Origin of the sequence: Simiduia litorea, from assembly GCF_042853465.1 — a bacterium.
In the GTDB taxonomy this organism is placed as follows: Bacteria; Pseudomonadota; Gammaproteobacteria; order Pseudomonadales; family Cellvibrionaceae; genus Simiduia; species Simiduia litorea.
This window is the reverse complement of record NZ_AP031497.1, coordinates 963,209-985,952: the sequence shown is the minus strand read 5'-3', so window position 1 is coordinate 985,952 and position 22,744 is coordinate 963,209. Positions and strand designations below refer to the sequence as shown.

Below are 22,744 nucleotides of genomic sequence, written 5' to 3'. Positions count from 1 at the left end.
CGACGCTGCAAAGACTTTCAGCTGAAAACCTATGGGCTTGCACCGATAGCACTAAGGCTGCAACTCTAAAACTTCCCAGCTAGCCAATTTATGCTGTCGCGCTAAGAGCAAGGCTTTTTCATGGTAGCGCTTAGCATCCGCAGATTCCTTGGTATAGGTTAAACTCATTTGCTGCATCCAATCCGCTTGTTGCTGCTGTTTATCCGATACCGTTAATAACAGAGCCCTGGTGCGTTCCGGCTGGTCGAGCTTATGGAGCGCCTTGCTCAACTGCGTCACCAACTCCCCATGAGACGCCGGAAATTGTTTGCGCGCTTTCGCCATGGCCTCTTCAACCTTATCCATCTGGTTGCTGTGATAAAAATATTTCGCCAAGGTGTATGCCTGCAACCAACTAAAGGAAAAACCGGACCACTGGGCTTTCTTGCGTTCAAAGACTGCAAACACATCTTCATAATCCGCGTATGCCATCAGGTCTTTTACATCGAGAAAATAATTTGGCGTTAAAAACTGCAAACCATCGTATAGCGCCGGTAACGCCATTGTGTAATGGGTTTCATTGGGGTATGTCTTATACTGCCAATAAAACGGCTGCTTTCCTTTCTCTGCCAGCAGATCGGCCAAAGGTGTAACACCCATGTCTCGCTCATTAGCTAACGTTAAAAATAATGGCGCAGGTAGTGTGTTATTGTTGAGCTTATTTTCTAAAGTTGTTTTAAAGCGCTCATCGTCAAACCACGCACTCGGACTCATCGCGAGAAAAGCGTTAAAGGAGGATTGTGCTTGGCTCCACTCATAAAGGCTAAACAACCCACCTAGGGAGTAACCAGCCAGTGCTCTGTCTGTATTGGTGCGATAATACCGATCGATGAGCGGAATTAATTCGGTATTTAAATACTGGGAATAGGCTGCTGCGCCGCCGTAATCAGGTTCACTGGCTATCGCCCAGGTCGTGCTAAAGACATAATCACTGGGGCCATTATTAGCCACACCCACAACAATCATGGCGGGAATTTTTCCCAGCCTTGCCATGCTCCGAGCAAGTGCCGACACATGCTGAAATTGAAAATCTGCGTCGATCACATACAAGACGGCATAAGAACGGGCGTCGGCATAATAGCGCTCCGGTAAAGACACCGAGTAACGTCGCGTTTGTTTTAACACCTGCGACGAATGTTCGCCCGTGTAGCCAGCCACGATGGGCTCTAACCCATGGGTGTTCATGGCGAGTAGCGATCCGAGTATTAACCCAAGAAAAATTTTCATTCAGCTTGCCTCTCACAGGTGAGCAAATTTCAGCGATAAAAAAGCCGAGGCTAAGCTCGGCTTTTTTATCAATGGCCTTATTTCGTTGCTATCCAAGCACTGACTTTTTCATCGAGCACGTGCATGGGCACTGCACCGCCGAGCAACACAACATCGTGGAATTCAGCCAGATCAAATTTATCACCCAACTTAGCTTTGGCGGCTTCGCGGATGGATAATATTTTCAACTGGCCCAACTTGTAACCCAAGGCCTGACCCGGCCACGCCATGTAGCGCTCAATTTCTGAGACCACATCGGATTGCGCCGTACCGGTCGTGCTGGCCATATAGTCGATGGCTTGCTCCCGCGTCCACTGCTTGCTGTGCATGCCAGTATCAACCACTAAACGTACCGCGCGAAATAGTTCGGCTTGCAAACGACCCAAGTCACTAAAAGGGTCGTCTTTATACATGCCCATTTCGGCCGCCAAGCGCTCTGAATATAAAGCCCAACCTTCGGCGTAGGCATTGTAAGGCGCGATGCGACGAAGAAACGGCAAGTCTTCTTGCGCAAGATTCAAGGCTATTTGCCAGTGGTGACCTGGGTTAGCTTCGTGGTAGGTGAGCGTTTTTAAACCGAAGGTGGGGTTGGCCTTCATGTCGCGCAGGTTGATCCAATAAATACCTGGTTTAGAACCATCCACTGAGGGCGAGGTGTATTGGCCGCCCGGTGCGCCATCCTGGGTCTCTTTCGAAAACGCACGCACTTCTACCGCATAGGGCGGTGCGGTTTTAAACAACGGCGCCATGGCCAGCGTCATCTCGGTAATGTAGCCGTTTATATCGGCCAACAAAGCCGCGCGGCCAGCGTCAGAATCTTCGTACAAAAATATTGGCTCTTCATTAATGGCCGCCATACGCGCACCAACACTGCCATCCTTGTAGCCTTGAGCGACAAGAATGGTGTCCATTTCTTTTGAAATCCGGGCCACTTCGCTTAAGCCTAAGCTATGAATCGCCTCGGCGGAGAGATCGCTATCGCCCAACATGTGAATCGCATCTTGGTAGTACTCGGCGCCCTTTGGCTGAGCCCAAATACCCGATGCATCCGTTGCCTTAGGTAGCGCAGCCTCCACCTGAGTCGCAACATTTTTATAAGCGGGGTAAACAACCTGCGTCACCTGCTCGATCGCGGCAGCAGTCAACGCGGCTTTTTGGTCGGCACTGAGGCTGTCTACTTTATTCAGCTTGTCGGCAAAGCTGGTCACTAAGGAATGCTGTGCGGGTTCAGCCGCGAGGAAATTGGCCAGATAACGCAGTGCACCAGTTAAAGTCACTTTTGGTGGCAGCCAGCCGGCCTTGGCATCGGCCTGAAATTTATCGATGACAGACTGCGTCATCTGGTCGAAACTGGCCAAACGCGCTAAATAATCCTGGGCATCCTTTTCGTTGCGAATGGGCTGGTCAGCTTTCATGAAGCCAGGAATATCAATCAGCGGACCGTTAATTTGATTGATGATGAACGGCGATAAGCCCATCCACGTATCGATATAACCAATGGAGAAATCTGGGTTGCCGGCAAAATAGCGCACAACGCTCGCCATCACTTCCTGGTTTTCGCGCTCAGCCGCCGAACTGGGTGCCGGCATGGCTTCGATAGTCGACTGCAACACACGTAACTCTTTACGCATCAGAGCTTCCGAGGCCGGGTCAAAGAGGTCTAGCTTGTGCGCATAAGCGCCACCAGCGCCCGCTTCCGATAAACCGTAGAGCGTGGCAGAAACCGGGCGCGAGCGGAATAACCGCTGGCTGGCCGCCTCGTAGACATCGGCGCTAACCTCTGTTTCTACGCTAACTGCAATTTGGGGTTGTTTGACGGTTGGCTCAGTCGATTCCGAGCAGCCGAACACGGAAAGCGCCAGCCCTATGGCTAACGCGGAATAGGTAAATTTACCCATGATATTGTGCCCCTTATTTTATATGGTCTTTTAATCGCATGTACTTTTGGTCTTGGTGTAGATTTGGCTCAGCTGAATTGACTACCGACTGCCATCGCGTTCAGTTCAAACAAGGTAACGCCACTTGATCGCTCGGAAATCTGTAGGCTAGGTCACAAACTGCCCCATCATGCCAACTCGATCAAACCAAAACGCTCGCCCATCGGCTGAGTCTATTAGGACGATTGACCAAGCCAGAGCCACAAGATGACGGCTGCCGTGTAAATAATTACTAACCCAATTATCGCCCACTGTCGGCACCGTTTTTAAGCCCCGCGCCGACCGAGCCGCTGGCAGCTAGGTTTGCGGCCAGAACCCACAATCCATACACACCTGATACACACCTTATCCACAGGCGAACCTACATATTGTGTTATTGCAAATTAGAATTTGCATATCTTGTGGTAGCGGTTAGAATAAACCCCAATCAATAGTGCTGAAGAAGGTACTTGCTAAGACTTAGCAAGCGGATAAAGCAGCCATAGTGAAGCGGGCCCAAAGCGGCCGCTTACTTAAGCCAAAGGCACTGTCTGTTTCGCGTAAGACGTTACGATTTATCGCTGGCCAGCCAGCAATAACGAACACTGAATCTGAAATCACCGCTAGGTAACAGGATGTCGCCACGGCTTATCGCCTAAATGTCACCCTGAAAGTACATTCGCTGCCCCTGCAGCGACAAACAACAATATTTAAAGCAGTTTAAGGACCATTGACCATGTTGAGTTGGGACGACTACGAAACCGAAGCCCCTATAAAAACAAAATCCGAACCGCAACCGGCCGCTGCCGCGGCGCCAGCTCCCGAGCTGCGCACTGCTAGCGCAGAGCCGGTAGCGGCCCAAGCGGCCGCTAAAACCTCCGCCGCCGAAGTCGCCGATGCCGAAGCTATAGAGCGCGCGCGCGCCGCTATTGCCGAGCTCGACACCGCCGCCGGTGCTGCCGACCTAGAAATGGGCGCCAAGCGCATTCAAGTCGACGACAAACGTATGATCAACTGCCGCGCCGACTTAAACCAATTGGTGCCATTCAAATATGAATGGGCCTGGCAGAAGTACCTCGATGGCTGCGCCAACCATTGGATGCCGCAAGAAATTAACATGACCGCCGACGTGGCTCTTTGGAAGTCTAACGATGGTTTGACAGAAGACGAACGCCGCATTGTCATGCGCTCGCTCGGCTACTTCTCTACCGCTGATTCACTGGTGGCGAACAACTTAGTGCTAGCCATTTACCGCTTGATCACCAACCCCGAGTGTCGCCAGTACATTCTGCGCCAGTCTTTCGAAGAGGCGATTCACACCCACGCCTACCAATACTGCATCGAATCCTTAGGCATGGACGAAGGTGAAGTGTTCAACATGTACCGCGAGCTACCCGCCGTGGCCAACAAGGCGGTGTGGAGCTTAAACCACACCCAGTCGCTGTCGGACCCAACCTTTAATACCGGCACCCCAGAAACCGACCAAGAGTTGCTGCGCAACCTGATTGCTTTCTACGTGGTCACCGAAGGCATCTTCTTCTACTGCGGTTTCACCCAGATTCTATCCATGGGCCGTCGCAATAAAATGACCGGTGTGGCTGAGCAGTTCCAATACATCTTGCGCGACGAGTCGATGCACCTCAACTTCGGCATCGACGTCATCAACCAGATCAAACTAGAGAACCCACACCTCTGGACCACCGAGTTCAAGGCCGAAGTAGTGCAAATGATTTTGGAAGGCACTGAGCTGGAAATCGCCTACGCGCGCGACTCCATGCCGCGCGGTGTACTCGGTATGAACGCCGCCACCATGGAAGAATACTTACACTTCATTGCCAACCGTCGCCTCGCCCAACTTGGCCTTGGCGAGCAGTTCCCTGGCGCGCAAAATCCATTCCCATGGATGAGCGAGATCATGGATTTGCGCAAAGAGAAAAACTTCTTTGAAACCCGCGTTATCGAATATCAGACAGGTGGAGCCCTAAGCTGGGAATAATCATTCCTGGTCGCACGCACCTCAGCTGTATCGGCTGCTACCCCCCAGCGGGGTAGCGCTAACGCGAAAGTGAATACTTACTTAATCTCTAAGGAGGGATTAGGACTATGGACCACGAACGACGTCAAAAGCCTGCCACAAATGAAGCCGTGCTCATTAGCCTCGACCAACTTAGCCAGACACTCGAAGTGATGGCTCAAGTGATCTCCCGCCTCAAAAACCAGCTTGCGGCGACTGAATCCAAGCAACCCACAAGCCACGACCGGCGTAGTACCGACGTCAAAGAAATGAGCCAAGTACGCCACTAATATTATCCGTGCCGTCCAGACGATAGTGTCTATACTGATCTGTAAAATGACGGACTAGCAGTATATGGCCAAAATATTTATCGTTGATGACGTAGAGGATAACATCAAGCTTCTTTGGTACAACTTAGAAGACGATGGCCATGAGGTCATGTCTGCCACCAGCGGGCAAGAGTGCTTAGATAAAGTCTTAGACTTTAATCCCGATGTCATATTACTGGACATGATGATGCCCGGTATGAGCGGCTCCGAAACCCTCGCCCAACTAAAAAAGCTAGATGCAGTCGAAAATACACCCGTTATCATGGTGTCGGCCAATGATGGCGACGACAGCGTCATCGAGACTCTAGACCTAGGCGCGCACGACTTCATTTCCAAACCTTTCATCTATCCAGTGCTTGAAGCACGGGTTCGCTCGGCCGTGAGGCTTAAGCAAAGCCAAGACGAACTAGCGGCTGCAAATGAAACCCTAGCCACCATAGCCTCCACCGATTCACTCACCGAATGCTTTAATCGGCGCCATTTCTTCGAACTCTGCAATATTGAGTTCTCCAAGTCCAAGCGACACTTGCGCCCGCTCTCGGTGATCATGCTCGATGCCGACAAGTTTAAAGCCATTAACGATAATTTCGGCCACGCCATGGGCGATGAAGCGCTCAAAACAATTGCCGAAGTATGTAAGGCCTGTATTCGCGAATCCGACATATTAGCCCGCTTAGGCGGTGAAGAGTTCGCCATTTGCTGTCCAGAATCCACCTGCGACGGCGCCGCCCGTATCGCAGAGCGAATTCGCTTAGCCATTGAGAAACGGGTCATAACACTCAATGGCAAATCGACCCAATTCACTTTAAGCCTAGGCGTTACCGAGTTTACAGGCGCGGAGACTCAATTCGACCAGCTGGTAAACCGCGCCGATCGGCTTTTATACCAAGCGAAGGAGCAAGGCAGAAACTGCGTCATTTCTGGAATTTAGCGTCCTGCTTCACAATTTAGCCCGCATTTTGTGAGGCCTTTCACAGCTTTTTCGACAGCCGCAGCTCATAACCCCAAGCTTGTGCGAGATCGCTTACAAAAGGTTCAGCCATTAGCCACTTTCTATACAAACGCACCTGACAGAGAATAAGCGTCAACAAGGAAGTACACACGGATGTTTAAAGGCCAAAGAAGGCCAACGGAAGCGCCCTTAGGAAATTAGGGCCAAATATAACGGTCAGGGAAACGGAATCAAGGACAGCGTAAGGATTGCGCGAGGCTCTCAGAGCAAGACACAGGGATTAGGATTCAAGGAAGAGCATAGACCGACATTTAGGGAAAGAAATTAAAAGGCCAGCCTCGAGCTGGCCTTTTCATTGGCTCAAGTAAAAGCCCCAAGACAGTGTGGCACTCCCTGCGAGCGACAGGCAAACCTAAGTTCGACGCCCCCAGTGCACCTTCCTAGTACCGCGAAAGCCAAACAGCGCACTTGAAAGCGCTCTCAGCGCAAGGCCTCACAATGCGGACGCATGCCCTAGCGGCAGGAGCGACCTGGAGGAATGCCACTTAAAGACAGTCCTCGAGCTGGCCTCTTTATTGCCCTAGGTAAAAACCCAAGCGCTGTACGAAATATCGCACAAGAAAGACGGCGGCAACTGACAACAACTGCGGATTACGCCCACTAGTTACCGAGAGCGGTTTTTAGCAAAATACATATCAACAAGGAAGTAGACAGGATGTAACGCAGACCAGTGAAGGTCAAAAGGAAGTACCCCTTAGGATTAGGGGTCATGCATACAGGTCACGGAGCATGGACGAAGACCACACTTAGGGAAAAAGCTTTAAAGGGCCAGCATCGCTGGCCCTTTTCTATTTCTACCCCTACATGAATACCAATAGATGACTCAAGCAGATATATCGACTTCTCAGTCACACGCAATGCCTTATACTGCCAAAAACAATAATGGCACAACCCCATGAACTCGAAATTCTCTTTCTGGCCACCCTTTCTCTTATTCAGCTTGATTTACTTGATCTCGATGGCATTTGACTTGCCAAGTTCAGTTTCGGCAGCATTAAAAGTTATGCCGATATTTTTATTAATTGCGTTAGTATTCCGCGCTCAGGTTAAACCCCTTTATCTCTGGCCGGCATTGCTATTCTCTGCCTGCGGCGACGTATTGCTGGCTCTACCTATCAACAACAGTTTCACTTTTGGGCTCAGTGCTTTTTTACTCGCACAGCTAAGCTACGCCGTAGGGTTTTACCGCGAACGCGCGACTAGCCTGACAGCGAAAGCAAAATCGCGCTTAAGCTTTGTTATCATCATCAGCTTAGGGCTAGCGGCAATTATTTTGCCAAAAACAGGGGAGCTACTCATACCCGTAGCCATTTATTTGACCGCCATTATCGCTATGGCCTGTTGCGCTTGCCTACATCAAACCAAGCAAGCCACATTATTTACCGGCGTCTTGTTGTTTGTACTTTCCGATAGTTTAATTGCCATCAATAAATTCGTATTGCCTTTTACCGGTAGCGATATTGCGATCATGGTGACCTATTATGCGGCTCAGGCACTCATCGTTACCGCTGCGTTAATGCATAGGCGTAAAAAAGACGCACCACAAGTACAAACTTAATAGATAGTGATAATAATGCTTGCGGTTTCTAAGCGCTGAGTTGTGGCGCCTTGGCAAGGCGTTGACAGGGGCTAATGCAACAACCAAGCGACCAAAAAAATGACTGGGTTAAAAGATAATCAGTTTTTTACAACAACTGAGGATTTTGCGCGTGCTCAGTACCTTCACCTGGTGTCATAAATAGCAACCGGCTCGGTTCAGAGGTTTTAGCGGTGTGCCAAACACCTTGCGGAATCACAAGGTAACCGCCGGCTTGACCGAGCCAGACGGATTCATCTCCCTCCTGCCCGCGCACAACGAACTCGACTCGACCTGACAGTAATATCACGATTTCATCACCGGCAGGATGTCGCTCCCAACTTCCCCAAGGCTCAGAAAAGTCATAACAAGACACCAGCAGATGCCCCTTAAAATGGTCGAAATTTCGATCCAGCGCCTCGTACATACCAGGCCCAGTTGGCACACTAGCCACGTCGAGCTTAGGCGTAAAGACAGCCGCAAAGTCGAACAGGGTCTGCGTCGATAGTTTCATATCTCTCATTCCCCGTTATTTTTCAATGCATTCGGGTTTAACAGGCAGCCGCATTGAGCTTCGGCAATAACACTATTCAATTGACGTCAGCACGGGCCACTGGTCGGTATCATGGTCGGGATGTTGGCGATTACTGGCGGCTATGGATTGCGCCCAAGCCTCATTGCCTCCAGCACCTGTAACGCCCTCGTCGGCAAGCGTGGTTAGATGCTCAAACCAAACTAGCCGCGCCTCTCGCCCCATTTGCGATTTAGGCGCAAATTTCTCAGGTTCATCGAGAGAACCTATGGTCAGATTAATTCGATTGCTGTCGATTCCGCGATAAAACAAGGGGGTACCGCATTGATGACAAAAGCCGCGCTCAACCAACTCAGAACTCATAAAAACGGACGGCTTGCCGCGCGTCCATTCGAGTGTTTCGTTGGGCGCCGCGACAAGCGCAGAAAAGATATTGCCCACGGCTTTCTGGCACATGCGACAGTGACAGATATGGGCGTTGTCGAACATCAGGTCTGAGTGATAACGAATAGCGCCACACTGGCAACCGCCGCTTACAGAGATTTTACGCCGCTCATGTTCTCAACTCCACAGTTTCCCGAGGTACGCCAATTCTTACACAAAAGATTCAGCTAAATTACCACTTACTTCCAACATGGCAAACTCACTGTCAAAAAAATTCTTTCTGTTAATAGCTAGACCTATTTCTAGGTTCACTTACACACCTGTGTCAGCGCCGCCATATCGATCTTGGTCATGGTCATCATAGCCGCGAACGCCTGCTTTGCCACATTTTGATCCAAGCTTGTAGTCAGGTCGAGCAACAACGTGGGTATAATTTGCCAAGAAAAACCCCAGCGATCTTTACACCAACCGCAGGCGCTTTCAGTGCCGCCATTGCCAATTATCGCTTGCCAAAAACGATCCGTTTCCTGCTGCGTTTCAGTGACAACCATAAAGCTTACAGCTTCATTGGGCTTGAAATTAGGCCCGCCATTCAGGCCAATATACTTGCGCCCTAGCAAGGTAAATTCGACAGTGAGCTCACAGCCTTCCCTACCACCAGGGAAATCACTGGGCGCCAGATTAATGCGATCAACACGGCTATTTGGAAAAGTGGCGGCATAAAATTCAGCCGCCTTAGCTGCTTCACCGTGATCAAACCAAACACAAGTCACCAATTCAGCCATCGATTTTCTCCCCGAATGTCATTACCTTGTTTAAAAGCATGCGACAAAATTCAACGGCCTCCAATAGGTTGAAACGATGTTGACGTATTCAACGTGAAGACGATTTAACTTATCCGCATCCATGAGTAACTAACGTCTAGCGGCTTTAAAAGCCATGATCTGTCGCTATGATTCAGGTAAAGTAAACAGCGGACGAATTTCCACTGTCCCTTTTGTTGCAGGCGGCAATCGGCTAGCAATCGCCACGGCCTGATCCAAGTTTTCGACATCGACAATATAATAGCCACCCAACTGCTCGCTAGTTTCAGCAAAAGGGCCGTCAGTAATCAATCGCTTACCTTGGCGAATACGCAAGCTTGTCGCAGTTGACACAGAGTGCAAGGGCGAAGCAGCGATCAACTGCCCTGCCTCTGTCAACTCATCACAAATTGCCATAGACGCCAACATACACGCTTCGCGCTCAGTTTCCGTCCAAGCATTTTCATCGCTATAAATTAATAACATATACTGCATTGAAATCTACCTATGTAGATGGCTCGCTGGGCAACATGATCATCCAACTGACGCCAAATTGATCGGTTACTGAGCCGAATAAAGGTGACCAAAAAGTTTCGGCCAATGGCACCTGCACATCCCCCCCGTGCGCCAAGGCCTCAAAAATTCTGCCTGCGTGCGCTTTTTCTTGCACAGTTAAAGCTAGGGAAAAGCCGGACATTGCAGTACCGTCGCCGCAGCCATCGGAAGCCAAAATGCGGTTAGGCCCGACGCTAAATTCAGCATGCATCACTTTATTATCGAAACCTTCCTGCAGCATCTCGTCTGGTACCGGCTCTGGGCTCTCATTGAAACGCATCAACATCTCTACTTTGGCGTTGAGGTGTTGTTGGTAAAAGTTTAGCGCCTCTTCGCAGCGACCTGAAAAAAACAAATAGCTATTGATTGTCGATTGTTGCATAGCGAGAGTGTTGCGCAGTTCTTTCTCGCGCCGGCTAATCTCGCCGCTGGTGTCGATCTCGGCAAAATCATCCATTTCATAGAATGAACGAATTTCAATGTCGGACACTTCCTGCATCGGGTTTGGGCATTTTTTTACCCATTCAAGCGCTTCGTCCATTGATTGAACATTCCATATCCAATAACCCGCAATTAACTCATTAGTTTCAACGAACGGTCCCTTTGTAACCTGGCGATCGGCGCCATTAAAGCGCACTCGAAAGCCCTCGCTACTGGGCTTTAACCCCTCGCCAGACGCCATAATGCCCGCACTCACTAGCGCTTCATTAAAACTACCCATAGCTGCCAGTAATTCGCTACTGGGTAATTGCCCCGCTTCTGATGAAGCCGTTGCTTTAACGATTACCATCACTTTCATTAAATTTTCTCCCTGTTATGCTCTCCACACATTAAGCGCTGAACTGCGCCGAACGAGCGGCAACTAATTGATTAATGCTTTCATCGGCGGCGCGAATTTCAAACGGCCCCATGCGCAGCCCTGGATGCTGAGACATCAGCGCAATTGCGTGGTTGAAGTCATTAGCTTCGAGTAACAAAATGCCGCCCAAAACCTCTTTGGTTTCTGCGAAGGGCCCGTCAGCTACGTCAACTGCGCCCTGTTTGGCTCGCAGGGTCACCGCATTACTCGCCGAGGCCAATGCCTCGCCACCAATAAAATGCTTTCCGCGACGCAGCTCATCGTCATAAGCAAAACAGCTTTCCATCAACGCTGCTCGCTCGGCGTCTGACAAGACCTCCCATCTAGACTCATCCATATAACCTAAACAGACAAATTTCATAATACTTCCAACCTCAATAGTGATATTTTTTTGTGTTTCTACTATCTAGTCGAATGAGAAATGAGCCAATCGACACCCGACAAAAAAATATTATAGAGAAGAATTGAGGTTGTCGTTTAGCGGAGCAGAAGCTGGGTTATTTTATGTTTAATTAAGCGTCTTTCAGGCTCTTGCTGGGCTAGCGTCAAGGCTTGTTCAAACGCCGCCAATGCCAGCTCATGCCGACCCGAACGGCGCAACAGCTCAGCTCGAGACGCGTGGAGCAAGTGATATTCGATAAGTTCACCACGGCTCAAGATGCTGTCGATAAGCTGTAAGCCAGCCTCGGGGCCATCGCGCATCGCAATGGCAACAGCGCGGTTTAACTCAATAATGGGCGACGGCTCCACGCGCAACAACACGGAATAAAGCGAGACAACTTGATGCCAATCTGTGCCTGCCGCACTGGCCGATTCGGCGTGCACGGCGGCTATCGCTGCCTGCAAGGTATAAAAACCAAAGCGCCGCGATAACAGCGCTTGGCGCACCAGCGCCGTACCTTCGGCAATACAGTGCTTGTGCCACAAGCGTCGGTCCTGATCTTCCAGTAAAACAATATCACCCTGAGCATCTGTACGCGCTTGGCGGCGCGATTCATGCAGCAGCATGAGTGCCAACAGCCCCATCACTTCGGCATCAGGCAACAAGGCCATCAACAACCTGCAGAGGCGAATGGCCTCGCTGGATAACTCGGCTCGGGTCAGGGCGTCGCCGCTAGAAGCCGAATAGCCTTCGTTAAAAACTAAATAGATAACCGACAAAACGCCGTCCAGCCGCTCCGGCAACTCGCTCACTTCGGGGATAACGAAGGGGATTCTCGCCTCACGTATCTTGTGTTTACCGCGGACTATGCGCTGTGCCATGGTGGCTACCGGCACTAAAAAGGCACTGGCGATCTCCTCTGTGGTTAAACCGCAAACCTCGCGCAGCGTTAAGGGTACTTGTACTTTGGCATCTATAGCTGGATGGCAACAGGTAAAGATCATACGCAACTGATCGTCTTCGATATCCTGTTGCGATAAGGCAAGGTTGTGCTCTTCAATCTCACTAATAAGCTGCTGTAAATCAGATTGAAGCGCACCAAAACGCTGATTGCGACGAATGATATCAATCGCTTTAAATCTACCCGTGGAAATAAGCCAAGCCGTTGGGTTTTTAGGGATGCCGTCGGTGCGCCACGTCACAAGCGCCAAAGCAAAGGCTTCGTGCACAGCCTCTTCGGCCAAATCAAAATCACCTAATAAGCGAACGAGCGTTGCCAACACCTTGCGCGAGTGCTGTTTATAAAGCGCTGTAAGCTCACTATCAACCATGTTTGAACTGGTCATGCATTAGCGATGCCGTTTAATCTAATGAACTGCGCGAAACGACGGGCCTTTGGCCAATCAAAAAACTAGCTCGCTGTTCGCGCAAAGTTAACTTGAAACTCTCGCTATAGTGTAAGTTGTAAAATCAGGTGTAAACCCGGGTCGTTACAAAAGTACTGGTCTACATTAGGCGACGGCGCTGGCCTCCTCCTGAGCAATGGCATTTTTATGCTTCCAGTGACCTTTGCGCCAGCGGCCGTAATACAGCAGTGAGCGACAACCTTCATCGAGCGCCGCAGAAATCAACACGCCCACTAAACCCATACCGAGATGTATCGCTAAAAACCACGCCAGCGGCACGGCGATACCCCAGCTAAATAAAATACCAACAACAGAGATAAACCAACCGTCGCCCGTGCCTCTAAGCGAATTACCTACAATGATATTCACCGTTCGACCTGGTTCAGCCAGAAAAGATAATCCGAAGTACCACCAGGCCATTGCCAATATGCTCGCCTCAGTGGTGTAGAGCGCCATGATTTGAGGTGCTAGTAGGGTAAAGATCACGCCGATCAAGCCGGCGCCCAAAAATGCCGCCCGTAAGCTTTGGTGCAGCTGTGCATTGGCGGCCTCAAATCGCTTCGCGCCAACATGTTGCGCCACCATCACCTCTGTCGCTGTACTGATCGCAACAGTCACAATTAATAACGCCATAAACGTGTTGAATGTATACGCACGCGCGGCCAGCTCAGTCGCCCCCCCCACGGCAACAATCGCACTCAACACAATCATTTGGCCGTCAAAGCTTAAGGGTTCGGCAATGCTCGGTAGCGCAATGCGTCTAAGTTGAATCGAATGTCGACGAAAATCTTGCCGTACCTTGTGCCACACAATGCGAAATTTAAGCTTATAAAAAATCGCTAAGGTTGCCACAATGACACCGAGCAATGACGACGCCACACTCACCCAAGCAACACCCACCAAGCCATAAACAGGCACACCAAACAAACCGAAAACGACACAGCTGTTGCCCACCACATTGCTGATAAAGTAAGCGCCATTGGCAACAAGGTTCCACTGCGGCTGGCCATAAACAGTCAGGATACTGTGCGTGAGCGAGTGAAAACCCCAAACTCCAATCATCCACGCGGTGATCTGCAGGTAAGTGATTGCATCGACTAAAATCGCGCCGGGCAAACCCATGGCTCGAGCCACCAATGGGCCGCCAAAATATACTAACGCGGTGGCTAACACACTCAAGAGCATCAGCCAAAAACCATACACCCCGATAGTGGTTTCGGCCTGGGCATAATCATTGTTACCCATGCGCTGTGAGGTCAGGCTAGACCCTGCAAACGCCACCACCCACAAACAGGTAAAGGCAAAATATAAAATAGGTGTAATGGCGCCGACGGCTGCGGCTGAGTCATCCGAAACGCGACTGAGAAAAAACAGGTCGGTCATGGGGATGCTGAGCACCAGCGCCTGCTCGAGCATCATCGGGCGAGTCATGCCCCACAGCCCTTTTTCAAGCACTTGACTCTGCTGGCGGGTGTTTTCTGGCTCTGACATCAACTTTTTAGTCAACCTGACAATAAATAGGACACTGTACCGCAAATAGCTCGGTTGGCAAGAGTCATCCAAACACCCGCTCGGTGCGTACTAAGAAGCATCACCCACACAGCTTTGGTGTCTTGTGAAAACTCAAATCCTAATCGGCTTGCTGCTATGTCCTTTAGTCTCAGCACAAGCCTGTGAACAGATAAAAGATTTGACCGAGATTGGTCAAGCGGATCTCAGCGTTTGGGGCTTTTCCGTATATTCGGCGCGCACCTTAAGTTGTGACGGCAAAAAAATTGAGGAAGCGCAATCGCTACCGAGACCATTCGCCCTAGAGCTCACCTACGCGCGCAATATCGACCAACAAGATTTGCTCGATAATACGCGCGAGCAATGGCAGCGCTTGGGTTTGTATCAAGAGCGCTCAGAAGCCTGGCTGGAGCAGCTAGCCCGGTTTTGGCCCTCAGTAAAAAAAGGCGACCGCTTAACCTTATATGTAACGCCCAGCGGTTCCAGTGAATTTTATTTTGCCGAGCAACCTATTGGCGCAGTGACGGATGTGGAATTTTCCTCGACGTTTCTCGCCATCTGGCTTGCACAAGAGGCAAGCTACCCCAGAGCCCGAAAGAAATTGATGGGAGACACCCAATGAAAATAGTACTACTTACCCTAAGCTTGCTTTTGGCCAGCTGCGGCAGCGTCAACTTACAAGAATATAACGGCGAGAATCCGACATTCTCACTGGTGGATTTTTTTCAAGGTGAAACGAAAGCCTGGGGTATAGTGCAAGATTATTCGGGCAAAGTTACACGCCGCTTCACTGTCAGCATGACCGGTATAATGCAAGAGGATGGCCGTCTGGTTTTAGATGAACACTTCCTGTATGACGACGGTCAAAAACAATTTCGCCAGTGGACCATCAAGGCTACAGACCAAGGCTATGTTGGCAGAGCCGCCGATATCGTAGGCATAGCGCAAGGGGCAGAACACGGCTTTGCCGTGCAGTGGCAATACGACATGGATTTAACGGTAGATGGGGACGTCTATCGCGTTGCCTTCGATGACTGGATGTTTCGACTGGATCAACGCCGCGCCTTCAACAAGGCAAAGATTAAGAAGTGGGGCCTTACCGTGGGTGAAGTTACCCTGTTCTTTGAAAAGAAACACTAGGACAACTTTCTATAAGCCAGAGGCGTTAAGCCAGTCCACTTCTTAAAGGCGCGGATAAACGTACTGGCTTCGGAAAACCCTAATCGAAAAGCGATTTCCTCAATACTCTGGTCTTTGCTGTTTATAAAGAAAATCGCCATATCGCGCCGAATGTCATCTTTCAACTGCTGAAATGAATAGCCATCTTTGTGTAAATGCCGCCGCAGTGTTTGCTCTGTCACCCCCATAGCTGTTGCCACCTGAGTCAATTGCGGGTTGCTATGACCATCGCGAAATAAATGCTCCATCAACAATCGAGCACGCATATGGGCAGACTTACTTTGTTTCGGCTGCGTCAGCAACTGAATATGCGGGCGCTCGAATAATTTCCTTAACTCTAACTTATCGCGCTGACAACTCAGAGCCAAGGTCTGATGGTTAAAATAAATAGCATTGCGTTTTTGATTGAAACGCACCGGTGCACCGTAAAACACCAAGCGGTATTCTTCGCTAAATTCTGGCTCTGGATAGGCCAACTCAACTCGTTCAATGGGAAGGAATTCATTCGCCAGCCAACAGTGCAGCCGATGCGCCGTCGTTAACACCGTTTCCACAATGTAATGACTATCCACACCTTCGCGCCGCTCACACTGAAAGGCCAGACAACCACCTTCCTCAGTAAAGGTTGTGCTGGCACTAAGACTAGAGTCGAGCAAATTGGTGCCGTTGCGCCACGCGATAAGGGATTCCCTCACCGTGTCGGTGCTCAAGCACGCTTGGGCCAACAACTTAAAAGAGCCGAAGGGTTGAGGCTTGGCCAATAGTCCAAAGGCCTCATCGCGCAACAATTGCGTCACCGCATGACACAGCTCGGCGAAGGCAATCGTCGATATGCGCAACTTTGGGTTAGTGAGAATTTGCGGCGATAGCCCCTGCGCCCGCAATATCTCTTCGGCGTTAAAGCCCCGCAGGGTCGCGCCAGCCAGCAGGTTCTTAACAAATACGGGGGCAACAGTAACGATTTGCATGAGGCCTGATTATTTTCTCCAGTCTGTAAGTATTTGCATAAAGATATCCGTCGGTTAAGCAAATTTCGGCATTTTCGAGAGACAAATGTAAGTTAATGCCTATTTTTGTGAATGTCTATGCCATGGCCAGCTAGCCTATTAGGTTGCAGACTAGGGTTAATCTTATTTTCATCCCTGCGCGCACTGCCGATGCTAGCGCCAGCCACTAACCTAAAGAGGCCTACGATGACTCACCACGCTTATATTTACGACGCCGTGCGCACCCCGCGCAGCAAAGGCAAGAAAGACGGCAGCCTGTACGAGGTTAAACCTATCGACCTAGGCGCCGGCCTGCTCAAGGGCCTGCAGGCGCGGCACGACCTCGACACCGCCTATGTCGATGACGTAGTCATGGGCTGCGTTAGCCCTGTGGGTGAGCAGGGTTCAGACGTCGCCAAGATGATGGTGCAAAATGCCGGATGGGACGAATCCGTCGCTGGCGTGCAGCTGGATAGGTTCTGCGCCTCGGGCCTGGAAGCGGTCAATATCGCCGCGCAAAAAATTGCCTCCGGTTGGGAAGATTTAGTGGTCGCCGGCGGTGTCGAAAGTATGTCGCGGGTACCCATGGGCTCCAACGGCGGCGCCATGGCGGGCGATGTGGCGTTTCAATTGAAAAGCGGCTTTGTGCCCCAGGGTATTGGCGCCGATGTGATCGCCAATCTAGACGGCTATAGCCGCGCCGACGTCGACGCCTTCGCACTCGAGTCACAAAGACGCGCCGCCTTCGCGCGCGACAATGGCTACTTCGATAAATCTGTCTTGCCGGTACTGGATAAAAATGGCCTCACCATTCTGGCCCAAGATGATTTCATCAAACCCAACAGCACAATGGAGGGCTTAGGCAAACTTAACGCCTCCTTTGAAGCCATGGGCGGTTTTGGTTTCGACGATATCATCCTGAGAAAATACAACACCCTCGAGAAAGTTACCCACGTTCATACCCCGGGTAACTCCTCCGGCATTGTCGATGGCGCCTCCGCCATCCTCGTGGGCAGTGAAAAAGCGGGCAAAGATTTAGGCCTAACACCACGCGGTCGCATTGTGTCCACTGCGGTGTTGTCCACTTGCCCCATCATTATGCTCACCGGCCCTGCGCCCGCAGCGAAAAAAGCCCTACACAAAGCTGGCTTAAAGGTTTCAGATATTGATCTCTGGGAAATCAACGAAGCCTTCGCCTCGGTCGCCATGCGCTACATGAAAGAACTCGGTATCAGCCACGACATCACTAACGTCAATGGCGGTTCTATCGCTATGGGCCATCCCTTAGGCGCCACGGGCGGCATGTTAGTGAGCATCATGCTCGATGAACTGGAGCGTCGCAATTTGAAGCGCGGCATGTTGTCACTCTGTGTCGGCGGCGGCATGGGGATTTCCACCATTATCGAACGCGTTTAAGCGCGACTAATTAACCCGTGCCGACTGACAAGCATTAGGAAATGATCATGAGTGTATTTAATTATCAAAAAGACGCCGATGGCATAGTCACCGTTACCATGGATATGACCGGCCCCGTCAATGCCATGAATGAAGAATATCGCGGCGCCATGGCCGAGACTGTCGCCAAACTCGAAACAGAAAAAGAGTTGACTGGTGTGATTTTCGCCTCGGCCAAAACGGTGTTTTTTGCCGGTGGTGATCTGAACGAATTGCTGGCCTTCGAAAAAGGTCGAGAAGCGGCCTTTATGGCCATGTTAAGCACCATTAAAGGCGACCTGCGCAAACTGGAAAAACTACCCGTGCCGGTTGTAGCCGCCATCAACGGCGCTGCCTTGGGTGGCGGTTTTGAAATTTGCTTAGCCAGTAACTACCGCATCGCTTACAACCACAAATCGGTACAACTCGGCCTACCCGAAGTGACCTTAGGCCTGCTGCCCGGTGGAGGCGGTATTGTGCGCATGGTGAATTTATTGGGTCTGCAAGCCGCGCTGCCCTACTTGCTCGAAGGTAAAAAAGTGACACCGCAAGAGGCGCTTAATGCCGGCATGATTGACGAAACCGTAGATACCCTAGACGCCTTATTGCCCAGAGCCAAAGCCTATATTTTGGAGAACAAAGGCAATGCCGAAGCGGCGCAACAGCCTTGGGATAAAAAAGAGTTTCGCATTCCCGGTGGCAGTGCCAACTCGCCCAAAATGGCACAGGTGTTAGCCATCGCTCCCGCCATGCTGGCACAGAAAACCCGTGGTTTATTGCCTGCGCCCGAGCAAATTTTAGACTGTGCGGTAGAGGCAGCTCGATTAGATTTCGACACCGCACTGCTCATAGAAAGTCGCGCCTTCGCCTATCTGGTTGGCACACCCGAAGCCAAGAATATGATTAGCACCTTCTTCTTCCAATTGAACAAGGTCAACAGCGGCGCCTCGCGCCCGAGCAACATAGAACCACAGCTCACCAAAAAAGTAGGTGTTTTGGGCGCCGGCATGATGGGTCAAGGCATTGCTTATGTGTCTGCCTTAGCGGGTATAGAAGTTGTGCTAAAAGACATTAGCATAGAAGCCGCTGAAAAAGGCAAAGCTTACTCTAGCGCAATTCTCGACAAAGGAATTGCCCGCGGTCGCGTTACCGAAGACAAAAAAAATCAGGTGCTGGCGCTTATAAAAGCCACCGCCGATGATCAAGATCTGCAAGGTTGCGATCTCATCATCGAAGCCGTATTTGAAAACGTAGCGCTAAAAAATAAAATCACCAGCGCTACTGAAAAGTACTTGTGCGACAGTGGCATCTGGGGCTCTAACACCTCTACCCTACCCATTACCCAACTGGCAGAAGCGTCTAGCAAACCAGAAAACTTTATCGGCGTGCACTTCTTTTCTCCGGTAGACAAAATGCCACTGGTGGAAATAATTTGCGGTGAAAAAACCAGTGATCTAGCGCTGGCCAAAGCCTTTGACTACGCCCGTCAAATCAAGAAAACGCCCATCGTGGTCAACGACTCCCTAGGTTTCTTTACCTCGCGTACCTTCGGCACCTATTTTGATGAGGGTGCAAGACTCGTGGTGGAAGGCGCCCACCCCATTAAAGTCGACAACCTAGGTAAAGCCATCGGCATGCCTGTCGGGCCGCTGACAGTGCACGATGAAGTGAGCCAAGAACTCACCCGCAAGGCCATGGAAACCTGGACCGACATGGGTGTGGTGGATAAATGGGGCGAGCAAAACGCGCTGCGCGAGATTATCGATTTCCTCACCTTAAAAAATGGTCGCGGCGGCCGCCATCATAACGGCGGCTACTTTGACTATAGCGACGGCAATAAAACCCTTTGGCCAAACGTATTAGAAACCTATTACAAGAGTGAGGTCACAATCTCCGATCAAGACATAAAAGATCGGTTACTGTTTCGCCAAGTGATAGAAACGCTCAAGTGCCTAGAGAGCAACGTCTTACGCACCGTTGCCGATGGCAACATCGGTTCCATCATGGGTATAGGAGCGCCACTGTGGACAGGGGGTTTTCTACAATTCATTAACACCTACGGATTAGATAAATTTCAGGTGCGCTGTAGTGAATTAGCAGCAACATTCGGTGAGCGCTTCACCTGCCCGGCCATTGTCGGCGAAAAAATCAAAGGCGGCGACACCTTCATCTAAGTCACTAGTCAGTCTCTGTACACAGGTGCGGAGGCTGACATTGGATCAGGAAAAAGATAATGCGAAATTTCACCGAAGAGCAGCAAATGTTCCGAAGCGCCTACCGCAAATTTCTAGCAGCGGAAATTGCGCCGAATATTGAAACATGGCGCGAGCAAAATATCGTCGATCGCGAAGCCTTCAAAAAAGCAGGAGATCAAGGCTTTTTAATGATCTGGCCTGACGAGCAATACGGTGGCACAGGTGACAACGACTTTCGTTTCGAGCAAATTATTATCGAAGAAACCGTCCGCCAAGGTTGTGGCGAATGGTTTAATAGCCTACACAGCCGCTTGGTTGGGCCCTACATCAACAACTTCGGCACCGATGAGCAGAAACAACGCTTCTTGCCAAGCTGCGTGAGCGGCGAAAAAATTCTCGCCATTGCCATGACCGAGCCCGATGCCGGTAGTGATCTCGCAGGCATGCGCACCACCCTCATCGAACAAGATGATCATTTTATTTTAAACGGCTCGAAAACCTACATATCCAACGGCATTAATGCCGACTACATTATCGTCGCTGGCAAATCTGATCCGGCCAATAACCCACACGCCATGAGCTTAGCTATCCTCGAGCGCGGCATGGCATGCTTCGAGCGTGGGCGCAATCTAAAAAAAATGGGGCTGAAAGCTCAAGATACCGCCGAGCTATTCTTTTCCCATGTCAAAATTCCCAAAGAAAATATATTGGGTGAACCGGGCAAAGGGTTTTTCTACCTGATGCAAGGCCTAGCCGAAGAGCGCTTGCTCGCCGCCGTGGGTGCCATTGCCAATGCGCGCCGGGCTTTCGATCTCACCCGCCGCTTCGCCATGGAGCGCAATGTTTTTGGTAAACCCTTGTCGGCAAAGCAAAACACACGCTTTAAGCTCGCCGAAATGGACACTGAAATTAACATTCTAGAAATGTTCGTGGATCAGTTGGTGGCGCTGCACAATGCCGGCGACCTATCCATTAACCTAGCCGCCAAGGCAAAGTTGCAAACCACCGAGGTTGAATGGAAGATGTTGGACCTTGGTGTGCAGCTACACGGCGGCGCCGGTTACATGCAAGAATACCCGATCTGCACCATGTTCACCGACGCGCGCGCGAATCGTATTTTTGCCGGCAGCTCCGAAATCATGAAGCTGATCATCGGCCGAGATATCTTTTCCGATCAGTACCACAGCAATTTAGACTAATGTCACAACCTACATAAACGAGGCAACTCATGGGCCCGCTTACCGGCATTAAAATCATAGAAATGAAAGGCATAGGCCCAGGCCCCTATGCCGGTCAAATACTCGCAGACTTGGGCGCTGAAGTGATTGTGGTAGAGCGCGCTTCCAAACCCAACTCTATCGCGCCACCGTCGGCATTGGATGTTAATTCGCGCGGTAAAAAAAGTATCGCGTTGGATGTGCGCAAACCGGAAGGGCTTAATGCCTTGCTCACACTAGTGGAAAAAGCCGACGTTATTTTTGAGGGCAACCGCCCAGGTGCTGCAGAGCGTTTAGGTTTTGGGCCCGACGAGTGTTTGGCGCGCAATCCGAAAATCATCTATGGCCGCATGACCGGCTGGGGTCAAACTGGGCCCTTAGCGCACGCCGCAGGGCACGACTACAACTACATTTCACTGACCGGTGCAGCGGCTGCGATTGGCACCCACAATAACCCCACTGTGCCATTAAATTTAGTGGGCGATTACGCAGGCGGCAGTTTATTTTTAGTTATTGGTATTCTCTCTGCGCTGCTGGAACTTAAACAATCGGGTAAAGGCCAAGTGATTGACACAGCGATTACCGACGGTTCCGCGCACCTAATGAGCATGTTCTACAGCCTCAATCAACTCGGCTTCTGGAATACCTCGCGCGAAAGAAATCTGCTCGATGGCGGCGTGCCCTACTACGGCGCCTATGAAACGGCGGATGGTCACCATGTATCTGTCGGCGCTATTGAACCGCAATTTTTTGCCGAGTTAATTCATAAGGCTGGCATGCCCGACGATTTAATCCAACACCAAAACAATCCCGAGAAATGGGCCGAGATAAAACACACATTTACCACCACTTTTAAAACCAAAACACGCGCTCAATGGGTAGACATTTTCGAAGGCAGCGACGCCTGTGTCGCGGGGATATTGAATTTTCAAGAAGCTATCAATCACCCACACAACAAGGCCCGCGCAACCTATATTGAAGTCAATGGCGTACAACAGCCAGCGCCGGCACCAAAATTTAGCCGCAGCCAGTGCGCCCTACCCGCAGCGCCCTCGGCTGAAGGTGCTGATACCCATGCTGTATTAACCGCCTGGGGTTTCGATACGGCTTCGATTACCGCTCTCGAAAAAGCCGGCGCGCTCAGCTAGCAA

Annotated in this window: 21 protein-coding genes; 10 read left to right on the top strand and 11 right to left on the bottom strand. The window is 50.7% G+C overall.

Going from position 1 to position 22,744, the window contains the following annotated elements; translation table 11 throughout:
- Positions 1–51 precede the first annotated feature (51 nt).
- Positions 52–1,266 carry an alpha/beta hydrolase gene (locus ACGHTT_RS04360; RefSeq protein WP_390593746.1) on the bottom strand — a complete coding sequence of 405 codons (1,215 nt, stop codon included), beginning with the start codon at positions 1,264–1,266 and terminating at the stop codon, positions 52–54.
- A gap of 77 nt (positions 1,267–1,343) precedes the next feature.
- Positions 1,344–3,203: a DUF885 domain-containing protein gene (locus ACGHTT_RS04355; protein WP_390593745.1), complete on the bottom strand. Its 1,860-nt coding sequence runs from the start codon at positions 3,201–3,203 to the stop codon at positions 1,344–1,346.
- A gap of 754 nt (positions 3,204–3,957) precedes the next feature.
- On the opposite strand from ACGHTT_RS04355, the gene ACGHTT_RS04350 reads away from it, so the two are divergent.
- The 4 genes from ACGHTT_RS04350 (at position 3,958) to ACGHTT_RS04335 (ending at position 8,134) form a co-directional block, all read left to right on the top strand.
- Positions 3,958–5,217 carry a ribonucleotide-diphosphate reductase subunit beta gene (locus tag ACGHTT_RS04350; RefSeq protein ID WP_390593744.1) on the top strand — a complete coding sequence of 420 codons (1,260 nt, stop codon included), beginning with the start codon at positions 3,958–3,960 and terminating at the stop codon, positions 5,215–5,217.
- 107 nt (positions 5,218–5,324) lie between these two features.
- Positions 5,325–5,525: a hypothetical protein gene (locus ACGHTT_RS04345; protein WP_390593743.1), complete on the top strand. Its 201-nt coding sequence runs from the start codon at positions 5,325–5,327 to the stop codon at positions 5,523–5,525.
- A 64-nt stretch (positions 5,526–5,589) separates the two neighbouring features.
- Complete coding sequence (locus ACGHTT_RS04340) at positions 5,590–6,495, top strand: diguanylate cyclase (protein WP_390593742.1); 906 nt, start codon at positions 5,590–5,592, stop codon at positions 6,493–6,495.
- A 976-nt stretch (positions 6,496–7,471) separates the two neighbouring features.
- Entirely contained in the window at positions 7,472–8,134 is a 663-nt protein-coding gene (locus ACGHTT_RS04335; protein ID WP_390593741.1) for a lysoplasmalogenase, read from the top strand.
- A 127-nt stretch (positions 8,135–8,261) separates the two neighbouring features.
- Here the strand turns inward: ACGHTT_RS04335 and ACGHTT_RS04330 are convergent, their stop codons facing one another.
- The 8 genes from ACGHTT_RS04330 to ACGHTT_RS04295 all read right to left on the bottom strand — a co-directional run bounded on the left by ACGHTT_RS04330 (position 8,262) and on the right by ACGHTT_RS04295 (position 14,564).
- On the bottom strand, positions 8,262–8,666 hold the full coding sequence (locus tag ACGHTT_RS04330; protein WP_390593740.1) for a cupin domain-containing protein: 405 nt from the start codon (positions 8,664–8,666) through the stop codon (positions 8,262–8,264).
- 72 nt (positions 8,667–8,738) lie between these two features.
- Positions 8,739–9,173, bottom strand: a complete 435-nt coding sequence (locus tag ACGHTT_RS04325) for a GFA family protein (RefSeq protein ID WP_390593739.1) — start codon at positions 9,171–9,173, stop codon at positions 8,739–8,741.
- A gap of 203 nt (positions 9,174–9,376) precedes the next feature.
- Entirely contained in the window at positions 9,377–9,853 is a 477-nt protein-coding gene (locus ACGHTT_RS04320) for a VOC family protein (RefSeq protein WP_390593738.1), read from the bottom strand.
- A 165-nt stretch (positions 9,854–10,018) separates the two neighbouring features.
- Positions 10,019–10,366, bottom strand: coding sequence for a YciI family protein (locus ACGHTT_RS04315; protein ID WP_390593737.1), 348 nt, complete (start codon positions 10,364–10,366; stop codon positions 10,019–10,021).
- Between the two features lie 10 nt (positions 10,367–10,376).
- On the bottom strand, positions 10,377–11,225 hold the full coding sequence (locus ACGHTT_RS04310) for a YciI family protein (RefSeq protein WP_390593736.1): 849 nt from the start codon (positions 11,223–11,225) through the stop codon (positions 10,377–10,379).
- Between the two features lie 31 nt (positions 11,226–11,256).
- Positions 11,257–11,646, bottom strand: coding sequence for a YciI family protein (locus ACGHTT_RS04305; protein ID WP_390593735.1), 390 nt, complete (start codon positions 11,644–11,646; stop codon positions 11,257–11,259).
- 116 nt (positions 11,647–11,762) lie between these two features.
- On the bottom strand, positions 11,763–13,013 hold the full coding sequence (locus ACGHTT_RS04300; RefSeq protein ID WP_390593734.1) for an RNA polymerase sigma factor: 1,251 nt from the start codon (positions 13,011–13,013) through the stop codon (positions 11,763–11,765).
- Positions 13,014–13,178: 165 nt separating this feature from the next.
- Positions 13,179–14,564: an MATE family efflux transporter gene (locus tag ACGHTT_RS04295; protein ID WP_390593733.1), complete on the bottom strand. Its 1,386-nt coding sequence runs from the start codon at positions 14,562–14,564 to the stop codon at positions 13,179–13,181.
- A gap of 124 nt (positions 14,565–14,688) precedes the next feature.
- Here ACGHTT_RS04295 and ACGHTT_RS04290 point away from each other — a divergent pair, with 124 nt between their 5' ends.
- Entirely contained in the window at positions 14,689–15,204 is a 516-nt protein-coding gene (locus ACGHTT_RS04290; protein ID WP_390593731.1) for a chalcone isomerase family protein, read from the top strand.
- The gene (locus ACGHTT_RS04285) at positions 15,201–15,722 is read left to right on the top strand and encodes a DUF3833 domain-containing protein (protein WP_390593729.1); all 522 of its coding nucleotides are present in this window, start codon (positions 15,201–15,203) and stop codon (positions 15,720–15,722) included. The genes ACGHTT_RS04290 and ACGHTT_RS04285 overlap by 4 nt, the downstream gene beginning before the upstream one ends.
- On the opposite strand, the gene ACGHTT_RS04280 is transcribed toward ACGHTT_RS04285, so the two are convergent.
- Complete coding sequence (locus ACGHTT_RS04280) at positions 15,719–16,729, bottom strand: AraC family transcriptional regulator (RefSeq protein WP_390593728.1); 1,011 nt, start codon at positions 16,727–16,729, stop codon at positions 15,719–15,721. The genes ACGHTT_RS04285 and ACGHTT_RS04280 overlap by 4 nt on opposite strands.
- A gap of 225 nt (positions 16,730–16,954) precedes the next feature.
- Here ACGHTT_RS04280 and ACGHTT_RS04275 point away from each other — a divergent pair, with 225 nt between their 5' ends.
- From ACGHTT_RS04275 to ACGHTT_RS04260, 4 genes are read left to right on the top strand one after another with little or no spacing between them, the layout of a single operon-like run.
- Positions 16,955–18,163 carry an acetyl-CoA C-acetyltransferase gene (locus ACGHTT_RS04275; protein ID WP_390593727.1) on the top strand — a complete coding sequence of 403 codons (1,209 nt, stop codon included), beginning with the start codon at positions 16,955–16,957 and terminating at the stop codon, positions 18,161–18,163.
- A 47-nt stretch (positions 18,164–18,210) separates the two neighbouring features.
- Positions 18,211–20,355: a 3-hydroxyacyl-CoA dehydrogenase NAD-binding domain-containing protein gene (locus ACGHTT_RS04270; protein WP_390593726.1), complete on the top strand. Its 2,145-nt coding sequence runs from the start codon at positions 18,211–18,213 to the stop codon at positions 20,353–20,355.
- A 59-nt stretch (positions 20,356–20,414) separates the two neighbouring features.
- A complete protein-coding gene (locus ACGHTT_RS04265) occupies positions 20,415–21,575 on the top strand; it encodes an acyl-CoA dehydrogenase family protein (RefSeq protein WP_390593725.1) in 1,161 nt (386 codons plus the stop codon).
- 29 nt (positions 21,576–21,604) lie between these two features.
- Positions 21,605–22,741: a CaiB/BaiF CoA transferase family protein gene (locus ACGHTT_RS04260; RefSeq protein WP_390593724.1), complete on the top strand. Its 1,137-nt coding sequence runs from the start codon at positions 21,605–21,607 to the stop codon at positions 22,739–22,741.
- Positions 22,742–22,744: the final 3 nt, after the last annotated feature.